Origin of the sequence: Pseudomonas sp. YJ42 (genome assembly GCF_047225135.1) — a bacterium.
In the GTDB taxonomy this organism is placed as follows: domain Bacteria; phylum Pseudomonadota; class Gammaproteobacteria; order Pseudomonadales; family Pseudomonadaceae; genus Stutzerimonas; species Stutzerimonas stutzeri_E.
In genome coordinates this window covers 2488504-2500999 of sequence record NZ_CP178378.1, presented here as the reverse complement: position 1 = coordinate 2500999, position 12496 = coordinate 2488504, and the positions used below count along the sequence as shown (strand labels likewise).

Below are 12496 nucleotides of genomic sequence, written 5' to 3'. Positions count from 1 at the left end.
TGGGGGCTCCCGTATTGGACGTCGGCGTTCGACTGCAAACCATCCGCAAACTCAAGGGCCTGTCCCAGCGTGAACTCGCCAAACGTGCAGGCGTCACCAACAGCACGATTTCGATGATCGAGAAGAACAGCGTCAGCCCTTCGATCAGCTCCCTGAAAAAGGTCTTGAGCGGCATTCCGATGTCGCTGGTCGAGTTCTTCTCGCCCGATTTCGAGCAGGAAAGTGACACCCAGGTGGTCTACAAAGCGGGCGAGCTGATCGATATTTCCGACGGCGCGGTAAGCATGAGATTGGTGGGCAAGGCCCATCCAGGACGTGCCATCGCCTTTCTAGCCGAGACCTATCCGCCCGGTTCGGATACCGGAACGGACATGCTTTCACACCAGGGCGAAGAGGCGGGGATGCTGGTCGAGGGTCGTCTGGAACTGACCGTGAACGGCCAGGTATATGTGCTGGAAAGTGGTGACAGCTACTACTTCGAAAGCAGCAAGCCTCATCGTTTTCGGAACCCGTTCGAGGCGCCCGCCAAGCTGATCAGCGCCACGACACCGGCCAATTTCTGAGCCTCGGCGGACGTTTCGCTGCGGCAAAGCGTCGCTGAGGGTGGCTGGGTCGTTCGTATTGTTTCGGCCAGCATGGCTTGCCGTTATACTGACCGCCGCTCGCGATACCGTGGCCGCGGGCGTGTCTAGCCACATGAGGGTATAAGGTGAACCTGATTAAGAAGATCCTGGTAGCACAGACTGCCGTAGTGGCCCTGTGGGCAGTGAGCGCTCAGGCTGCGACCAACGAAGACATCGCCGAGCGACTCAAGCCGGTGGGCGAAGTATGTATTCAAGGTGAAGAGTGCGCGGCTGCTGGTGCCGCTACAGCTGCCGCTGGCGGCGGAGCTCGCAGCGGTGAAGACGTGGTCGGCAAGTTCTGTACCGCCTGCCATGGCACCGGTCTACTGAACTCGCCGAAAGTGGGCGACACGGCCGCCTGGCAGGCGCGCGCTGACAAGGAAGGCGGTCTCGATGGCCTGCTGGCAAAGGCCATCAGCGGTATCAACGCCATGCCGCCGAAAGGCACCTGTGGCGACTGCTCGGATGACGAGCTGAAGGCCGCCATCCAGCATATGTCCGGCCTGTAAGCGTCAGCCGGTCAGCAAGCAAAGCCGCCTTCGGGCGGCTTTGTCGTTTCCAGAGGGGAGAAAAACTACGGGGCGCCGGGTCGAATCTTGAAACCCGATCCTGGGCTACGGCGACATCGGTCCAGGCAAGCTGATGAGGTGCCCATGACCAGTTCCGCCCCGCAACCCGAGCAGTTGCGCTTTTCCAGTGACGGCCGCACCCCCAACAGTCCGCATCCGGTACTGATATACCGCCAGCTGCCGTTGGCCGGTGGTGATTATGCCGACGCGTTCGAGAATCTGTTCGGCAGTCACCTATGGTCGGCTCAGTGGCGTGCTGGCGTTTACGACTATCACCACTTTCATTCCACCGCACATGAGGTGCTCGGCGTTTCACGCGGTTCGGCGCGGCTGATGCTTGGCGGCGAGCAGGGCCAGGAAGTGGCCGTGCAGGCGGGAGATGCGCTGGTGTTGCCAGCAGGCACCGGCCATTGCCAGCTCAGCGCCAGTGACGATTTCGAGGTGGTGGGCGGCTATCCGGTGGAACAACAATACGATCTGCTGCGTCCGGACGAAGCCAGCCATGACGAGGCGCAGGCACGCGCGCTAAAGGTCGGCGTGCCGGTGAGCGATCCGATTGCCGGCACCCAGGGCGCGCTGGTCGATCTATGGCGCAAGGAGTAGCGCGGGGCGCTTACTCGACGAACACCACCTGGCCATCGCTGAGCGCGGCGACGCGGGCCAGCGACTCGACGCGAAATCCCGCTTCTTCCAGTTCCTGGCGGCCCGCCTGGAACGACTTCTCGATGACGATCCCCAGTCCGGCGATGCTGGCGCCGGCCTGTTGGATGATCGAAATCAGGCCCTTGGCGGCTTTGCCGTTGGCCAGGAAGTCATCGATGATCAGTACCCGATCGGCGCTGGACAGGTGATTGGTGGAGATCGCGATGGTGCTTTCGACCTGCTTGGTGAACGAGTACACCGAGGCGGTCAACAGGTGGTCGGTCAGTGTCAGCGACTGGTGTTTGCGGGCGAAGATCACCGGCACGCCGAGTTCCAGGCCCGCCATGATTGCCGGGGCGATACCGGACGCTTCGATGGTGACGATCTTGGTGATGCCCTCGTCGCGGAACCGCCGGGCGAATTCCTGGCCGATCTGCTGCATGAGCACGGGATCGATCTGGTGGTTCAGGAAGGCATCGACCTTGAGTACACGGTCGGAGAGTACGATGCCTTCATTGCGGATCTTCTGTTTCAGCTGTTCCACGAACGCGCTACCTCAAGCGTGGGCGGCCCGGTGCCGCTGACGATTCGCCGTCCCGAAAACCGACTGGGCGCTGCGCCATGATGGCGAGCGCCCAGCCCGTTTCGATCCTGCATCCATTCGCCCGCGTTTCCCGCAGCCTGGAAAGCCGCGCATTCTCGCTCAAATCCGTGCCGCGGTCCAAGTGGGTCGTTCAGTCAGGCGTTTCGATCGACAAGCGGCGAAAGCGCGCGGCCTCGCCGTGGTGCTGCAGCACGATATGGCCTTCAACTGCCTGGGCGAAGCGTGGAAAGGCGGCGAATTTGCTGCGGGCTATGCCGGCGTGCAGTGCTGGATCGTCGAGTCGAAAGCGGACCACGCAACGGCCACGCAACCAGTGCTCGACCACAGCGCCACGGACGATCAACGCCGCCTCAATGAATTCGCCAGGCTCCAGCGATGTTTCCGGCTCGGCCGCCAGCAACCCGTACAGCGCGCCGTTGCGCGTGGTGGGTTCATTGCCGTCGGCATGGCCGGCATCGTCGAGCAGCTGCATCTCTGGGCCGCTGTGCCAGCTGAGCTCGACCGCTTCCTCGACCCGGTAGAGCACGCCGGAATTCCCGGCGATGGGCAGGGCGAATTCGAAGCGCAAGGCGAAGTCCCTATAGCGCTGCAGAGACACCAGATCGACCCTCGGGGCACCGGCGATGGCCTGCAATTCATCGTCACTGCGCCGCCAGCTACCCGAAGGGAACGCGTCGGCATGCCAACCGCGCCACTGCTCGGCATCAAGCGTCCGTTTCATCTAGCCGAACAACTGCTGTTTGCGGCGCAGCCAGCGATAGCCATAGCCGGTCAGGCGTATCCGCAGCGGATGGCCCTGGGGTTGTTCGTAGTCGCTGTCGGCCAAGACATCGACCATGTCCTGCAGGTCCTCCTCGACGATTTCGACTTCCACCTCCTGATCCGCCAGGTTCACCAGCATCAGCACGGTCGAGTCGTTGTCATGGCGTATGGCGAAGACCGACGGGCAATGGGTCTCGACGGGGCGATGCTGGCCGCCGCCGATCTCGCGCAGACCGATACGGGTGCGAATCATGGTGCCGGTTCTGGATAACAGAGAGTCGTCGCGCAGGGTCTGGGCGTAGACGTTTCTCTGTTCGTAACCGAACTCATCTCCGTCAATCAGCGGAGCGGCAAGCTGCGGGGCCTCCGCGCAGGAGAACCCGGCGTTGGGCTCGTTGGACCATTGCATCGGCGTGCGTACCGCCAGGCGCTCGGGTCGCGACAGATCGTCCCCCATGCCGATCTCTTCGCCATAACGAATGATCGGCGTGCCGGGTAATGCGAAGAGCAGGGCATGGGCCATGGCGATGCGCCGTTCATTACCGTCGAGCATCGGCGCCAGGCGTCGGCGTATGCCGCGGTTGTAGGCACGCATGTCGGGATCGGGGGCGAAGGCTTGCATGACTTCCTCGCGGTCCTCATCAGTCAGCCGCTCCAGATCCAGTTCGTCATGGTTGCGCATCCAGATGGCGTACTGCGCGCGCTCGGGCGGTTCCGGCTGGCGCTCCAGTGCCTGATGCAGAGGCGCTGCCTCGCTGCGTGCAAGCGAAAGGAAGAAATGGTTGTTGGCCCAGAAGTTCAGCAACAGGGTCAGCCGATCGCCTTCACCGAAATAGCCGCGGTACTCTTCCGGTTCCACGTCGACCTCGCCCAGCAACACCGCTTCCGGACGGCGCAGGGTGACGAAGTCGCGCATGTGCTCGAGCAGCCAGTAGCCGTCCTCGCTGTCGCCGTGGCCGGCCTGTTCGATCAGGTGCGAGGCGGCGTCGACACGGAATCCCGACACCCCCAGGCGCAGCCAGAAGGCGATGATCCGCTCGATCTCCTTGATCACCTTCGGGTTGCCCAGGTTCAGGTCCGGCTCATGGTTGTAGAACAGGTGGCGGTAGTACTGCCCGGCGTTTTCGTCCCAGGTCCAGACGCTTTTTTCCACCGTGGGAAAGATCGGCTCGATGCTGTCATCCGGCTCGTCCGCCCAGATGTAATAGTCCCGATAGGGCGACTGCGGGTCGCGGCGCGCCTCCTGAAACCAGCGGTGCTCGATCGAGGTGTGTTGCACCACCAGTTCGATCATCACGTGCAGGCCCAGCTCCTCGGCCTTCTCCAGCAGATAGACGACGTCAGCGAGATCACCGAAACGTGGGTCGACCTGCAAATGATCGCTGACATCGTAACCGGCATCGCGGAACGGCGATTGGTAGAACGGCATGAGCCAGATGGCCGTGGCGCCCAGACCGCGGACGTAATCCAAGCGCTCGGTGATGCCGCGCAGGTCGCCGCAGCCGTCGCCGTTGACGTCGAGGAACAGTGATGGATCGATCTGATAGATCACCGCGTTGCGATACCAGAGTGGGCGCATGTCAGTGTTCCTCCGGGCTGAGAATCAGCGCCTGGCCCGCCGCCAGTTCGCCGCAGTAGGGTTCGCCTTCGTTCTGCGCATCGCTGGCAACTTCGATCTGCCAGTGTCCGTTGATTGGGAAGGCATGAGGTTGGTCGGCGAAGTTCAGGCAGACAACTCGCTGGTCTTCGCCCAGCTGTCGCCGGTAGGCCAGTACGTTGGGATGTGATGGCAACTCTTCCCAGTCGCCCTCACGCAGTGCCGGGCTGCGCTTGCGCGCGCTGATCAAACGTCGATAGAGCTCAAGGGTCGAGCCCGCTTCACGCACCTGACGTTCGGCCGCCAATTCCTCGCTTTCCGGCGGGAAGGGCAACCACGGCCGGTTGCCCTCCCACCCGTGGGGTGGCGCACAGAACCAGGGGATGGGCGCACGGCAGCCATCGCGACCACCGGGATCGACCTGTTCGTCCGGTTCGATCACCGCATCTTCGAGCCCCAACTCCTCGCCCTGGTAGATGAAAGGCGTGCCGCGCAGGGTCAGCAACAGCACCGCGGCGGCATGGGCGCTGCGCAGTGAGCCGTGATAGCGGCTGCGCTGGCGATGGTTGTCATGATTGGACAGCACCCAGGTCGGCCAGGCGTTGGCCGGTTTCAATAGCGCCTCGACGTCGCGGATGCAGGTGCGGAACATCACTGGCTCCCAGGGCGCGTCCAGCGGCTGGAAATTGAACGACATATGCAGCTCGTCGCCGGCTCCGTAGTACTGCAGGACTCGCTCGGTGGCGCGGATGTTGACCTCGCCGACCAGCACACGCTCTCCAGGGTAGCTGTCGACCAGCCGGCGCAGACCACGCAGTACTTCGTGGCTGTAGGGCTGATCGTTGAACTCCACCAGAGGCTGGCCGCCCAGACAGCGCGAGTCGTCGGCGAAACTGGGGTCCTTGCCGGTGCAATGAATGACATCCACACGAAAGCCGTCGATGCCCCGGTCGAGCCAGAAGCGCAGCACCCCATGCATCGCCTCGACCACTTCGGGGTTTCGCCAGTTCAGATCCGGCTGCTCGGGCAGGAACAGGTGCAGGTAGTACTGCTGGCTGCCTTCGTCCCAGGTCCATGCGCTACCGGCATTGAGGGCGGCGCGCCAGTTGTTCGGCTCGTCACGCCAGATGTACCAGTCGCGCTTCGGATTGTCCCGCGAGCTGCGGGACTCGACGAACCAGGGGTGCTGATCCGAGGTGTGGTTGGGGACGAAATCGAGCAACACGCGAATGTCGCGTGCATGCGCCTCGGCGATTAGCCGGTCGATGTCGGCCAGCGAGCCGAACAGCGGGTCGACGTCGCAATAGTCGCTGATGTCGTAACCGGCATCGGCCATCGGTGAACGGAAGATTGGCGACAGCCACAGGGCGTCGACGCCCAGATATTGAAGGTGATCGAGGTGACGCAGCACGCCGTTGAGGTCGCCAACGCCGTCACCGTTGCTGTCGGCGAAGGATCGCGGGTAGATCTGATAAATGGTGGCGACTTTCCACCAGGGTGGCTGGGTTGACTCGCTCATGCTCGTGCCCCTTTTCCGCTGTTCGGCAGGCCCGGCGCAACGGGCCTGTGAGGTGTACGACTGACGAGCGGCGCCTGGGTTCGCCCATTCATTGATCTCCGTCGGACGGTACTGAACGTCGACGCCCATACTCCGACTAACCTTGCACTGCCTCAAAGACCCTGGGAGGACCGCCATGTTGCGTATTGCTATCAATGGTTATGGCCGTATCGGCCGAGCCGTGTTGCGAGCCCTGTTCGAGCGAAATCTGGACCATCAGATCCACATCGCGGCCATCAACGACCTCAGCGACCGGAGCGCGATGGCGCACCTGACGCGTTTCGACAGCACCTTCGGCCGCTTCAACGAGCAGGTCGAGCTGCATGATGACGCGATGCAGATCCGCGGCCAGTCGATCCGCTTGTTGCAGGAACGTGACCCCAGCCAGTTGCCGTGGAAGCAGCTGGGAGTCGATGTGGTGCTGGAGTGCTCGGGCAAGTTCAAGAAGCGCGCCTTGATCGACCAGCACCTGGAAGCCGGGGCCGATCGGGTGTTCGCCTCGCATCCGCTGGACGGTGCCGACCTCACCGTGGTCTACGGCGTCAACCATCAACTCCTCAACGCGGAGCATCGGGTAATCTCCAACGCTTCCTGCACGACCAACTGCCTGGCGCCCCTGGCCAAGGTGCTGCATGAAGCGGTGGGGATTCGCCAAGGCCTGCTCAACACCGTGCATTCCTACACCAACGACCAGAACCTGCTGGACAAGGCGCACAAGGACCTCTACCGCGCCCGGGCCGCGGCGGAGTCGATGATTCCCTCGACCACCGGTGCGGCCAAGGCCATCGGCCTGGTGCTGCCGGAGCTGGCCGGGCGCCTGGATGGGCTGTCCGTACGGGTGCCAACGCCCAACGTCTCGCTGGTCGACCTCACTTTTACCGCCGAGCGGCCGCCGGCGAATGTCGAGGCGGTGAACCGGATATTGCGCGAAGGGGCGCAGCAGATGCCGCTCGGGGTGATGGAGTGCAACGACCTGCCGCTGGTTTCGCGGGACTTCTTCGGCCATCCGACCTCCTGCGTCGCCGACCTCAGCCATACCCGGGTGCAGGGTGATCTGGTCAAGGTGCTGGCCTGGTACGACAACGAGTGGGCGTTCTCCAATCGCATGCTCGACGTGCTGCTGGCCTGGGGAGACGACGTCTCGAATGCGTCCTGAGCGGAACTCGGTCTGGACGCAGCCGTTGGCGACTTTTCGCGACGCGACTGCAGCCGATCGACCGACGCCCGGCTGCGGAGCGGCCGCCGCCGTCAGCGCCGAAATCGGCGTGGCGCTGGTGCTCAAGGGATTGCGGATCAGCGAGGCGCACGGGTCCGAGCCGGAGCGCCTTGAGCGGCTGCGCGCCGCCGAGGCCTTGCTCGGTCGAACGGGCGCTTTCGCTGACGACGATATGCAGGCCTTCGATGATTACCTGAGTGCGGCACGCGACGACGAGCCCGAACAAAAACAGGCGGCGGCGCGGCAGGCCTGTGCGGTGCCGCTGGCGCTGGCGCACTGTTGTCTGGAGGCGCTGGAGTTGGCGGTCATCGCCTGGCCGCTTTGCGCCGAACGGCTGCGCAGCGATGTCCAGGCCGGCGCCTTCCTCATCCATGCGGGGCTCAGTGCGGCCTTGATCAATGTCGATACCGATCTGGCCGGGCTCGATGACCAGACAGCCCGCGAACAGGCCGGGGCAGCCCGCGCGCGGATGCAGGCGGAGGGGGATGCGCTCCTGCGGCAACTGCTCGAGCGGGTTCGATCGGTCGGCTCGGGTTCGCTTGCTCCGGGATCCTAGCCAGGCTGAACGGTGAACCGCCCTTGTTTCTGAATGAGCGAGATGTTCTCGACCGGCCTTTCCCGGCAGACGTTCGGCGCCGCTCCCCGATGATCAGCCGCGGCGACACCGTCGCTTTCTAACAGTAATGAGAAAAAACGTCTCGTTATCGCTTGACGGTCGGCCGCGGTGTTTCTAGTCTCGAGTGACGGGTTGAGACGAAAAGTCTCAAAATAACAAACGAGACCTTCAGGTCCTGACCTTCAAGTCGCTCGCGTCTGTGCTTCGTCTGGCTGCCGTCCGGCGTCCATAGTGCCTCGAGCGCCCATCGGAGAGCCCCATGAGCCATCGCATCGTCCTGCCGCGCCTGATGGAAGTCGGCGCTGGCGCCAGCCAGCAGATCGTTTCCGTGCTGAACAACCTGGGCTGCAAACGACCGTTGATCGTCACCGACCGGATGATGGTCGAGTTGGGCTATGCCGCGCGGATCAGCGAGATTCTGAGCAAGGCCGATATCCCCAGCGACTGCTTCGCCGATACTCTGCCGGAGCCGACCGCGGCGTCGATTCGGGCAGGCGTCGAGATGGTGCGCCAGGGTGACTACGACTCGATTATCGCCCTTGGTGGCGGCAGCCCCATCGACTCGGCCAAGGCCATCGGCATCCTCGGCAAATTCGGCGGCGAGATGCGCGACTACCGTTTCCCGCGCGATGTCAGCGAAGCCGGATTGCCGCTGATCGCCATCCCCACCACCGCCGGCACCGGGTCGGAAGCCACGCGCTTTACCATCATCACCGACGAAACCAGTGACGAGAAAATGCTCTGCGCCGGCCTTGGCTTCATGCCGGTAGCCGCGCTGATCGACTACGAGCTGACGCTGTCGCTACCGCCGCGGGTGACCGCCGACACCGGCATCGACGCGCTGACCCATGCCATTGAGGCTTATGTCAGCCGCAAGGCCAGTCTCTACAGCGATGCCCAGGCACTGCAGGCCATGCGTCTGCTGGCGCCCAATCTGCGTGCCGCTTACCACGAGCCGGGCAATCGCCAGGCCCGCGAGGCGATGATGCTCGGCGCGACATTGGCCGGTATCGCCTTCTCCAACGCCTCGGTGGCGCTGGTGCATGGTATGAGCCGGCCGATTGGTGCTTTTTTTCATGTGCCGCACGGGCTGTCCAACGCCATGCTGCTGCCAGCAATCACGGCGTTCTCCATTCCCGCGGCGCCCGAACGTTATGCCGATTGCGCACGTGCCATGGGCGTGGCGGGTGAAGTCGACAGCGTCGATGCGGCCAATGACAAGCTGCTCACCGAGCTACGCGCGATCAACAAAGAACTGCAGGTACCCAGCCCCGAGCAGTTCGGCATCACCCGTGAACGCTTTTTCGAGCTGCGCGAAACCATGGCGAAGCAGGCCCTGGCCTCGGGTTCGCCCGGTAACAACCCGCGCGTGCCCACCGAAGCGGAAATCACCGACCTCTACGAAACCGTCTGGAACCAGGAGTGAGTCCCATGCAGACCCTCGGCAACCTGATCAACAACGAGGCCGTCGCTGGCCGCTCCGAACGCCACGCGACCGTCTACAACCCGGCTACCGGTGAGCCGCGCCTCTATGTGTCGCTTTCATCGGCTGAGGAAACCCGTGAGGCCATTGCCGCCGCCCAGGCCGCCTTCGAAGGTTGGTCGAAGACGCCGCCGCTGGTGCGCGCGCGCGTCATGTTCCGCTTCAAGGCGTTGCTCGAGGAGCGTCGCGACGACGTGGCGCGGCTGATCTCGCTGGAGCACGGCAAGGTGTTCTCCGATGCCCAGGGCGAAGTCACCCGTGGCCTCGAGGTGGTGGAATTTGCCTGCGGCATCCCGCATCTGCTCAAGGGCGAGTTCTCGCCCAACGTCGGGCGCGACATCGATTCCAACTCGCTGATGCAGCCGCTGGGTGTCTGTGTTGGTATTACGCCGTTCAACTTCCCGGCCATGGTGCCGCTGTGGATGCTGCCGGTGGCCATCGCCTGCGGAAATACCTTCGTCTTGAAGCCGTCGGAGAAGGACCCGAGCGCGACGATGTTGCTTGGTGAACTGCTGGCCGAAGCCGGACTGCCGGCGGGCGTGCTGAACATCGTCAACGGTGACAAGGAAGCGGTGGACGTGTTGCTCACCGACGAGCGCGTGCAGTCGGTGAGCTTCGTCGGCTCGACGCCTATCGCCGAGTACATCTACAGCACCGCGTCGGCCCACGGTAAGCGTTGCCAGGCCTTGGGCGGCGCTAAGAACCACATGGTGATCATGCCCGACGCCGATCCGCAGCAAGTGGTTGGCTCGCTGATGGGGGCCGCCTATGGCTCTGCCGGTGAGCGTTGCATGGCGATCTCGGTGGCGGTCTGTGTCGGCGACGAGGTGGCGGACAATCTGGTCGAGATGCTCAAGGGCGAGATTGCGCAGATGCGTACTGGTCCGGGCACGGGCGTTGAGCCTGAGCCGCACATGGGGCCGCTGGTCACCCGTGAGCATCAGCAGAAGGTCGTCAGCTACATCGACCTGGGCGTGGAAGAGGGCGCGACTCTGGTCTGCGATGGCCGTGAGTTGAAAGTTGATGGCTACGAGAACGGCTTCTACGTCGGCCCGAGCCTGTTCGATCGGGTGACGCCCGAAATGCGCATCTACAAAGAAGAAATCTTCGGTCCGGTCTTGGCGGTCGTACGCGTCAAATCCTTTGACGACGCGTTGAAGCTGGTCAACGACCACGAGTTCGGCAACGGCACCTCGATCTTCACCCGTGATGGGGACACCGCGCGGCAGTACGAGGAAGAGGTCAAAGTCGGCATGGTCGGCGTCAACGTGCCGATCCCGGTGCCGATGGCGTTCCACTGCTTCGGCGGCTGGAAGCGCTCGATCTTCGGCCCGCTGAACATGCATGGTCCGGACGGCGTGCGTTTCTTCACCCGGATGAAGACCGTGACTCGGCGCTGGCCGACCGGTATCCGTGCCGGCGCGGATTTTTCGATGCCGACAATGAAATAAGCCGCAGGGCCGGGACGATCACCCAGGCAACTGCCGGTGCTGGCCCCGGCTCATTTCGATTAAGCTTCTCCGCCCCCCTGGGGCGGCCGTTTTATTCATCTACCGTAACGGGCTTCGCCATGCGCAGTACCCCCCGTGAAAAAGGCTCCTCCATCACTCGCGTGCTGGAAATCATCGAAGCTGTGGCCGGCGCCGCGGAGCCGCTGACGCCCAGTGCGCTGGCGGACAAGCTGGACATTCCCAAGGCCAGCGCCCATCGCCTGGTACAGACACTGGAAAAAGAAGGCTTTCTGCAGTTCGGCTTGCGTGGCGGCCTGCTGCCGGGCGATCGACTGCATGTCACCGCGGTGAATATCCTTGGCAGCGGCCGACACAAGGCGCTGCGTCAGGCAATCCTGCGCCAGCTGTCCGAGGAGATCGGTGAAACCTGCGGCTTGTCCGTACCTGATGGCCTGGACATGCTCTATTTCGACCGCGTACAGACCAACTGGCCGCTGCAGATCAATCTGCCCATCGGTATCCATACGCCGCTCTGGTGCACCGCCAGCGGCAAGCTCTATCTCGCTTCGCTACCTCAGGAGCAGCTGGACAAGATCCTGCCGCGCCTGCCGATCCGGCAGCTGGCACGCAACACCCTCACCGATCTCAGTGCCTTGCGCGACGACCTTGCACGGGTCCGCGAAGAGGAGCTGGCCACCGATTCGGAAGAATTCATCGACGGTATGGTGGCCTGCGCCGTGCCGGTGCGCGACGGCCGCGGTGAGCTGAGTGCCTGCTTGTTCACTCATGCGCCAGTGATTCGTTGTTCGATGGAGTCGCTGCTGACCTTTGCTCCGCGCCTGCGTGCGGCGGCCAGAGAGCTGGAGGCCATTGTCAGCGGTTGAAGCGTACTGCTTAGGTTTCGTCCCTGGCAGACCTTCGGCCTGCATTCGCCGCGAGGTCGCGGCTCCCACGAAGCGTCGCGGGTTGGTGGGCGCGCCAACCTCGGCGCGAAGCTTTCAGGCTTCGGTAGTAGAGCGGATGACGCTCTTTTCATCCACCGTTCTCCGCCTCGGTGGCCGTCACCCTGTGGATCGCCACCCGGTGGATCGCCGCCCGGTGAATCGGTGAAGCGTGATCCACCCTACAACTGCTTTGTTTCGTCCCTGGCAGGCCTTCGGCCTGCATTCGCCGCGGGGTCGCGGCTCCCACGAAGCGTCGCGGGTTGGTGGGCGCGCCAACCTCGGCGCGAAGCTTTCAGGCTTCGGTAGTAGAGCGGATGACGCTCTTTTCATCCACCGTGCTCCGCCTCGGTGGCCGCCACCCGGTGGATCGCCACCCGGTGAATCGGTGAAGCGTGGTCCACCCTACAACTGCTCGGATTTCGTCCCTGGCA

General features: G+C 63.5%; 12 protein-coding genes. 8 read left to right on the top strand and 4 right to left on the bottom strand.

Annotation, left to right across the window (positions count from 1 at the left end):
• The first annotated feature begins 14 nt into the window (after window positions 1-14).
• From ACL0K2_RS11380 to ACL0K2_RS11370, 3 genes are all read left to right on the top strand, one after another.
• Window positions 15-563: a cupin domain-containing protein gene (locus ACL0K2_RS11380; protein ID WP_045160402.1), complete on the top strand. Its 549-nt coding sequence runs from the start codon at window positions 15-17 to the stop codon at window positions 561-563.
• Window positions 564-709: 146 nt separating this feature from the next.
• On the top strand, window positions 710-1132 hold the full coding sequence (locus ACL0K2_RS11375; RefSeq protein ID WP_413042677.1) for a c-type cytochrome: 423 nt from the start codon (window positions 710-712) through the stop codon (window positions 1130-1132).
• Window positions 1133-1276: 144 nt separating this feature from the next.
• The gene (locus ACL0K2_RS11370; RefSeq protein WP_413042676.1) at window positions 1277-1795 is read left to right on the top strand and encodes a cupin domain-containing protein; all 519 of its coding nucleotides are present in this window, start codon (window positions 1277-1279) and stop codon (window positions 1793-1795) included.
• Between the two features lie 10 nt (window positions 1796-1805).
• Here the strand turns inward: ACL0K2_RS11370 and xpt are convergent, their stop codons facing one another.
• From xpt to ACL0K2_RS11350, 4 genes are all read right to left on the bottom strand, one after another.
• Window positions 1806-2378: a xanthine phosphoribosyltransferase gene (gene xpt, locus ACL0K2_RS11365; protein ID WP_045160405.1), complete on the bottom strand. Its 573-nt coding sequence runs from the start codon at window positions 2376-2378 to the stop codon at window positions 1806-1808.
• A gap of 190 nt (window positions 2379-2568) precedes the next feature.
• The gene (locus ACL0K2_RS11360; RefSeq protein WP_045160406.1) at window positions 2569-3159 is read right to left on the bottom strand and encodes a DUF1080 domain-containing protein; all 591 of its coding nucleotides are present in this window, start codon (window positions 3157-3159) and stop codon (window positions 2569-2571) included.
• Entirely contained in the window at window positions 3160-4779 is a 1620-nt protein-coding gene (locus tag ACL0K2_RS11355) for an alpha-amylase family protein (protein WP_413042675.1), read from the bottom strand.
• 1 nt (window position 4780) lies between these two features.
• On the bottom strand, window positions 4781-6316 hold the full coding sequence (locus ACL0K2_RS11350; protein WP_413042674.1) for an alpha-amylase family glycosyl hydrolase: 1536 nt from the start codon (window positions 6314-6316) through the stop codon (window positions 4781-4783).
• 175 nt (window positions 6317-6491) lie between these two features.
• On the opposite strand from ACL0K2_RS11350, the gene gap reads away from it, so the two are divergent.
• The 5 genes from gap (at window position 6492) to ACL0K2_RS11325 (ending at window position 12005) form a co-directional block, all read left to right on the top strand.
• Window positions 6492-7511: a type I glyceraldehyde-3-phosphate dehydrogenase gene (gap, locus tag ACL0K2_RS11345; protein WP_413042673.1), complete on the top strand. Its 1020-nt coding sequence runs from the start codon at window positions 6492-6494 to the stop codon at window positions 7509-7511.
• Window positions 7512-7536: 25 nt separating this feature from the next.
• Window positions 7537-8127, top strand: coding sequence for a cyclodeaminase/cyclohydrolase family protein (locus tag ACL0K2_RS11340; protein ID WP_413042672.1), 591 nt, complete (start codon window positions 7537-7539; stop codon window positions 8125-8127).
• 319 nt (window positions 8128-8446) lie between these two features.
• Complete coding sequence (locus ACL0K2_RS11335) at window positions 8447-9613, top strand: iron-containing alcohol dehydrogenase (RefSeq protein ID WP_413042671.1); 1167 nt, start codon at window positions 8447-8449, stop codon at window positions 9611-9613.
• A gap of 5 nt (window positions 9614-9618) precedes the next feature.
• A complete protein-coding gene (locus ACL0K2_RS11330) occupies window positions 9619-11121 on the top strand; it encodes a CoA-acylating methylmalonate-semialdehyde dehydrogenase (protein WP_413042670.1) in 1503 nt (500 codons plus the stop codon).
• A gap of 119 nt (window positions 11122-11240) precedes the next feature.
• Window positions 11241-12005 carry an IclR family transcriptional regulator gene (locus ACL0K2_RS11325; protein ID WP_413042669.1) on the top strand — a complete coding sequence of 255 codons (765 nt, stop codon included), beginning with the start codon at window positions 11241-11243 and terminating at the stop codon, window positions 12003-12005.
• Window positions 12006-12496: the final 491 nt, after the last annotated feature.

Coding starts and splice junctions, on each gene's coding strand:
- ACL0K2_RS11355 (WP_413042675.1), bottom strand. CDS start 4,779: ATGCGCCCACTCTGGTATCGCAACGCGGTGATCTATCAGATCGATCCA.
- ACL0K2_RS11325 (WP_413042669.1), top strand. CDS start 11,241: ATGCGCAGTACCCCCCGTGAAAAAGGCTCCTCCATCACTCGCGTGCTG.
- ACL0K2_RS11335 (WP_413042671.1), top strand. CDS start 8,447: ATGAGCCATCGCATCGTCCTGCCGCGCCTGATGGAAGTCGGCGCTGGC.
- ACL0K2_RS11350 (WP_413042674.1), bottom strand. CDS start 6,316: ATGAGCGAGTCAACCCAGCCACCCTGGTGGAAAGTCGCCACCATTTAT.
- ACL0K2_RS11370 (WP_413042676.1), top strand. CDS start 1,277: ATGACCAGTTCCGCCCCGCAACCCGAGCAGTTGCGCTTTTCCAGTGAC.
- ACL0K2_RS11360 (WP_045160406.1), bottom strand. CDS start 3,159: ATGAAACGGACGCTTGATGCCGAGCAGTGGCGCGGTTGGCATGCCGAC.
- ACL0K2_RS11330 (WP_413042670.1), top strand. CDS start 9,619: ATGCAGACCCTCGGCAACCTGATCAACAACGAGGCCGTCGCTGGCCGC.
- gap (WP_413042673.1), top strand. CDS start 6,492: ATGTTGCGTATTGCTATCAATGGTTATGGCCGTATCGGCCGAGCCGTG.